The organism is Acinetobacter qingfengensis (genome assembly GCF_008693185.1).
GTDB classification, from domain to species: domain Bacteria; phylum Pseudomonadota; class Gammaproteobacteria; order Pseudomonadales; family Moraxellaceae; genus Acinetobacter; species Acinetobacter qingfengensis.
Map to the genome: position 1 here is coordinate 1 of NZ_VXKN01000021.1, position 5,215 is coordinate 5,215.

Genomic DNA, 5,215 nt, shown 5'->3' on the forward strand with positions numbered 1-5,215 from the left:
TAATATTGATTATACGAAACATTGCATATTATCCCTTTATATATCAATTACTTACATTCTTGGTCTGTGCCTTTACAGGCTCTTCAAACTTCATCGCAACAAGCTGTACAGACGGCACTTTGCGAGTGACATCGAGTTTGAATATCATCTGGGCTTGAGCCGGCAATCTATCGTGTAAATGACGATAGTCATCAAAGAACTGTGCACCTTTGATCTTGTACTCGGTACTTTTTAGACCGATTGCACCTTGAAGCAATTCTTGCTCACTAAACGGCTGTAAAACTGTTACAACCGTATTCGAGTAATTGACTAAGCCGTTTTCGCCAGTAAATCCGCCCTCGGATTTACGAATTCCTGTAACGGTCATAATTGGATGTTCTGGTAGTTGTGTCATATCGCACCTATGCTAGTTTGTAGTTAAACTGCGAAACTGGCGGTTCGTACCAATCTGGCAGTTGTGAGTTAAAATCAATCTCTACGAGCTTGACGAATGGAATAATGTTCTTAGAATCACTGTCATGCAGGTTTTGTAAGTAAGCTTTTGAAAAGCCACAGGAAGTTAATGCAGATATACGTTTAGCAAATTGAGCTTTGCTCATTGATTTTTTAACGGTGATATAACCTTCCGATTTCAAACGTTTATAGAAGTTATAAATATTTTGAATCTGTAAATCAGATACATTGTTAGGTTCAGTCACCTTTCTTAATTTACGATATACAGTGATATAGGCTGTTATATGATCAAGGTTATTAAGATGGTTTTTAGGCAAGTTACCAATATAATCCTCGGTAAAACCGCACTTAACCAATTCACCAATCAATGTAAAATATTGAGTGCCATAGTGTTCTTTAGCACCACGATGACCGTGACGTTCGATGCACAGATAAAAATCAAATACCTTGATTACTTTAGTCACTGATATTTGACGCTTTGAACTGGCTAAAGGTAAATTGTTGCTGATTTGAGAATATATAGAATGATCGTCTGTAAGCTTCATAGTTTGACCTCTTAGGGCTGCAAATATGCTATGCGTTGCTTTTTTAAAAAGTGTTTCTAAAATATCAGGCTGTTTACGTTGTAATTCGATCAAGTCATACAATTTTGTCGGTATGCCTTGACGTTCTAACCAGCGTTTTTTCATACGTGTTTCAAAACGAGCTAAACCAACTGTCCAGTTATAAAGACGTATATCAGACATCACATCAACAACACGTTGTGCTGCCTTATCACCACGTTTTGCAAGCAGCTTATAATCCTCAAATTGCTCGACATATTCGTTATGCTTTAAATAACATTTGTGGTTAAGTAATCGGGAACTAACACCACCCCAATAAACCGTATTCTTATGCTGTTTATCAGATAGCAATGTTTGACCATTTTGGATACGGCGCATAAATGCCAGTACTTGATCTGCCGTATGTTGATCTTTAAAACGGATTGATGCGGTAACATCAATATGCGATAGCCATGCATTTGAAATATCCAGAAAGTCAATAAATTTGGGATAAGACGTAAACAGATAGCCAAACATCTCCATTGCACCCTGCTCTATGTTATCCGTCCCGAATACATTGTGACCCTGTAACAACTTGGCCGGACTAGCCTTAATCTGGACATAAGGTTGATCGTAAATAGAATCGAAATAAACCTTGAGTGCCATACCTGTAAAGTTTGTCGGCAAACTCTCATATGGGTGATACAACAATTGTGGTTTTATCTCGCCATCGTCTTGACGATGCACCGAACGAGAACCCAACTTTATATCCAGGTCAAACAAATCAACATTTACGAACTGGTAGCGACCATTAGCATCACAGTTTAAGTATTTCGACTTAAACGGAATGTTGATACAAAGGTGATCGCATAGAACCATAAAACCCAACCAATGTTGTTATGTTGTCATGTAAACATTTGTGATAAATATAAACATGACAACAAGTTTTATCAAGTGTTTTCATGACAACATGTAAAATAAAAAACATGACAACAGGAGCATTGATATGGCTAAAAGAAATATGTACTTAAGAATCAAGGAATCAGAGCAAGATTTACTTAGAGAAGCTCATAGAAAAATTAATAACAAATTATTAGAAAATGGCTATCCAACTGTTCAAGATAGCGAAATATTGCACCAGCTAATAGAATTAGGGCTTAAAAAATTAGACGTAGATAATCTAGGAAGATTCCATATAAAAAACTAATTATAGTGATTAAAATTTAAACGTAATATTGTTAAAAGTCTCATTTTCGAGACAAGAGTCCACTACCAGAAGACGTGGACTCCCCGACTACCACAAAAATTTGCCGAATTGATCGGTATGAAATTGTTTTAAATGTTTGTGCATTGCAGACATTGAGAAATAACGATCGCAGTAAAGGCATTTAACTTGTTGTTTTGTATAGTCTTTTAGATATTCTGCATTAATATCATTAAGTCTTTGAAAATAAAAAGATTTATTTTTATATGCTGAACTTCGTATAATGAACATTGATGTTAAATGCCTCTGGTGTTACTTGCCTATTTTAACATCATTGACAACTCAACATATCTGTATCACAAATATGTTGAGTTGTAACAATGACGTGGCAAGTAACATAATGTGGGATTATACGAAACATTGCATATTATCCCTTTATATATCAATTACTTACATTCTTGGTCTGTGCCTTTACAGGCTCTTCAAACTTCATCGCAACAAGCTGTACAGACGGCACTTTGCGAGTGACATCGAGTTTGAATATCATCTGGGCTTGAGCCGGCAATCTATCGTGTAAATGACGATAGTCATCAAAGAACTGTGCACCTTTGATCTTGTACTCGGTACTTTTTAGACCGATTGCACCTTGAAGCAATTCTTGCTCACTAAACGGCTGTAAAACTGTTACAACCGTATTCGAGTAATTGACTAAGCCGTTTTCGCCAGTAAATCCGCCCTCGGATTTACGAATTCCTGTAACGGTCATAATTGGATGTTCTGGTAGTTGTGTCATATCGCACCTATGCTAGTTTGTAGTTAAACTGCGAAACTGGCGGTTCGTACCAATCTGGCAGTTGTGAGTTAAAATCAATCTCTACGAGCTTGACGAATGGAATAATGTTCTTAGAATCACTGTCATGCAGGTTTTGTAAGTAAGCTTTTGAAAAGCCACAGGAAGTTAATGCAGATATACGTTTAGCAAATTGAGCTTTGCTCATTGATTTTTTAACGGTGATATAACCTTCCGATTTCAAACGTTTATAGAAGTTATAAATATTTTGAATCTGTAAATCAGATACATTGTTAGGTTCAGTCACCTTTCTTAATTTACGATATACAGTGATATAGGCTGTTATATGATCAAGGTTATTAAGATGGTTTTTAGGCAAGTTACCAATATAATCCTCGGTAAAACCGCACTTAACCAATTCACCAATCAATGTAAAATATTGAGTGCCATAGTGTTCTTTAGCACCACGATGACCGTGACGTTCGATGCACAGATAAAAATCAAATACCTTGATTACTTTAGTCACTGATATTTGACGCTTTGAACTGGCTAAAGGTAAATTGTTGCTGATTTGAGAATATATAGAATGATCGTCTGTAAGCTTCATAGTTTGACCTCTTAGGGCTGCAAATATGCTATGCGTTGCTTTTTTAAAAAGTGTTTCTAAAATATCAGGCTGTTTACGTTGTAATTCGATCAAGTCATACAATTTTGTCGGTATGCCTTGACGTTCTAACCAGCGTTTTTTCATACGTGTTTCAAAACGAGCTAAACCAACTGTCCAGTTATAAAGACGTATATCAGACATCACATCAACAACACGTTGTGCTGCCTTATCACCACGTTTTGCAAGCAGCTTATAATCCTCAAATTGCTCGACATATTCGTTATGCTTTAAATAACATTTGTGGTTAAGTAATCGGGAACTAACACCACCCCAATAAACCGTATTCTTATGCTGTTTATCAGATAGCAATGTTTGACCATTTTGGATACGGCGCATAAATGCCAGTACTTGATCTGCCGTATGTTGATCTTTAAAACGGATTGATGCGGTAACATCAATATGCGATAGCCATGCATTTGAAATATCCAGAAAGTCAATAAATTTGGGATAAGACGTAAACAGATAGCCAAACATCTCCATTGCACCCTGCTCTATGTTATCCGTCCCGAATACATTGTGACCCTGTAACAACTTGGCCGGACTAGCCTTAATCTGGACATAAGGTTGATCGTAAATAGAATCGAAATAAACCTTGAGTGCCATACCTGTAAAGTTTGTCGGCAAACTCTCATATGGGTGATACAACAATTGTGGTTTTATCTCGCCATCGTCTTCACGATGCACCGAACGAGAACCCAACTTTATATCCAGGTCAAACAAATCAACATTTACGAACTGGTAGCGACCATTAGCATCACAGTTTAAGTATTTCGACTTAAACGGAATGTTGATACAAAGGTGATCGCATAGAACCATAAAACCCAACCAATGTTGTTATGTTGTCATGTAAACATTTGTGATAAATATAAACATGACAACAAGTTTTATCAAGTGTTTTCATGACAACATGTAAAATAAAAAACATGACAACAGGAGCATTGATATGGCTAAAAGAAATATGTACTTAAGAATCAAGGAATCAGAGCAAGATTTACTTAGAGAAGCTCATAGAAAAATTAATAACAAATTATTAGAAAATGGCTATCCAACTGTTCAAGATAGCGAAATATTGCACCAGCTAATAGAATTAGGGCTTAAAAAATTAGACGTAGATAATCTAGGAAGATTCCATATAAAAAACTAATTATAGTGATTAAAATTTAAACGTAATATTGTTAAAAGTCTCATTTTCGAGACAAGAGTCCACTACCAGAAGACGTGGACTCCCCGACTACCACAAAAATTTGCCGAATTGATCGGTATGAAATTGTTTTAAATGTTTGTGCATTGCAGACATTGAGAAATAACGATCGCAGTAAAGGCATTTAACTTGTTGTTTTGTATAGTCTTTTAGATATTCTGCATTAATATCATTAAGTCTTTGAAAATAAAAAGATTTATTTTTATATGCTGAACTTCGTATAATGAACATTGATGTTAAATGCCTCTGGTGTTACTTGCCTATTTTAACATCATTGACAACTCAACATATCTGTATCACAAATATGTTGAGTTGTAACAATGACGTGGCAAGTAACATAATGTGGGATTATACGAAA

6 protein-coding genes are annotated in these 5,215 nt (G+C 35.8%); 2 read left to right on the forward strand and 4 right to left on the reverse strand.

Annotated features, from left to right (window positions below):
* Positions 1 to 43 precede the first annotated feature (43 nt).
* Positions 44 to 394 carry a hypothetical protein gene (locus F4V57_RS14615; protein ID WP_070070765.1) on the reverse strand — a complete coding sequence of 117 codons (351 nt, stop codon included), beginning with the start codon at positions 392 to 394 and terminating at the stop codon, positions 44 to 46.
* A gap of 7 nt (positions 395 to 401) precedes the next feature.
* Positions 402 to 1,874 carry a phage/plasmid replication protein, II/X family gene (locus F4V57_RS14620; protein ID WP_150330562.1) on the reverse strand — a complete coding sequence of 491 codons (1,473 nt, stop codon included), beginning with the start codon at positions 1,872 to 1,874 and terminating at the stop codon, positions 402 to 404.
* Between the two features lie 127 nt (positions 1,875 to 2,001).
* On the opposite strand from F4V57_RS14620, the gene F4V57_RS14625 reads away from it, so the two are divergent.
* The gene (locus F4V57_RS14625) at positions 2,002 to 2,202 is read left to right on the forward strand and encodes a hypothetical protein (RefSeq protein WP_070070767.1); all 201 of its coding nucleotides are present in this window, start codon (positions 2,002 to 2,004) and stop codon (positions 2,200 to 2,202) included.
* 439 nt (positions 2,203 to 2,641) lie between these two features.
* On the opposite strand, the gene F4V57_RS14630 is transcribed toward F4V57_RS14625, so the two are convergent.
* A complete protein-coding gene (locus F4V57_RS14630; RefSeq protein WP_070070765.1) occupies positions 2,642 to 2,992 on the reverse strand; it encodes a hypothetical protein in 351 nt (116 codons plus the stop codon).
* Positions 2,993 to 2,999: 7 nt separating this feature from the next.
* Positions 3,000 to 4,472, reverse strand: a complete 1,473-nt coding sequence (locus F4V57_RS14635) for a phage/plasmid replication protein, II/X family (RefSeq protein ID WP_070070764.1) — start codon at positions 4,470 to 4,472, stop codon at positions 3,000 to 3,002.
* Between the two features lie 127 nt (positions 4,473 to 4,599).
* Between F4V57_RS14635 and F4V57_RS14640 the strand changes: the two genes are divergently transcribed.
* Positions 4,600 to 4,800 carry a hypothetical protein gene (locus F4V57_RS14640; protein ID WP_070070767.1) on the forward strand — a complete coding sequence of 67 codons (201 nt, stop codon included), beginning with the start codon at positions 4,600 to 4,602 and terminating at the stop codon, positions 4,798 to 4,800.
* Positions 4,801 to 5,215 lie beyond the last annotated feature (415 nt).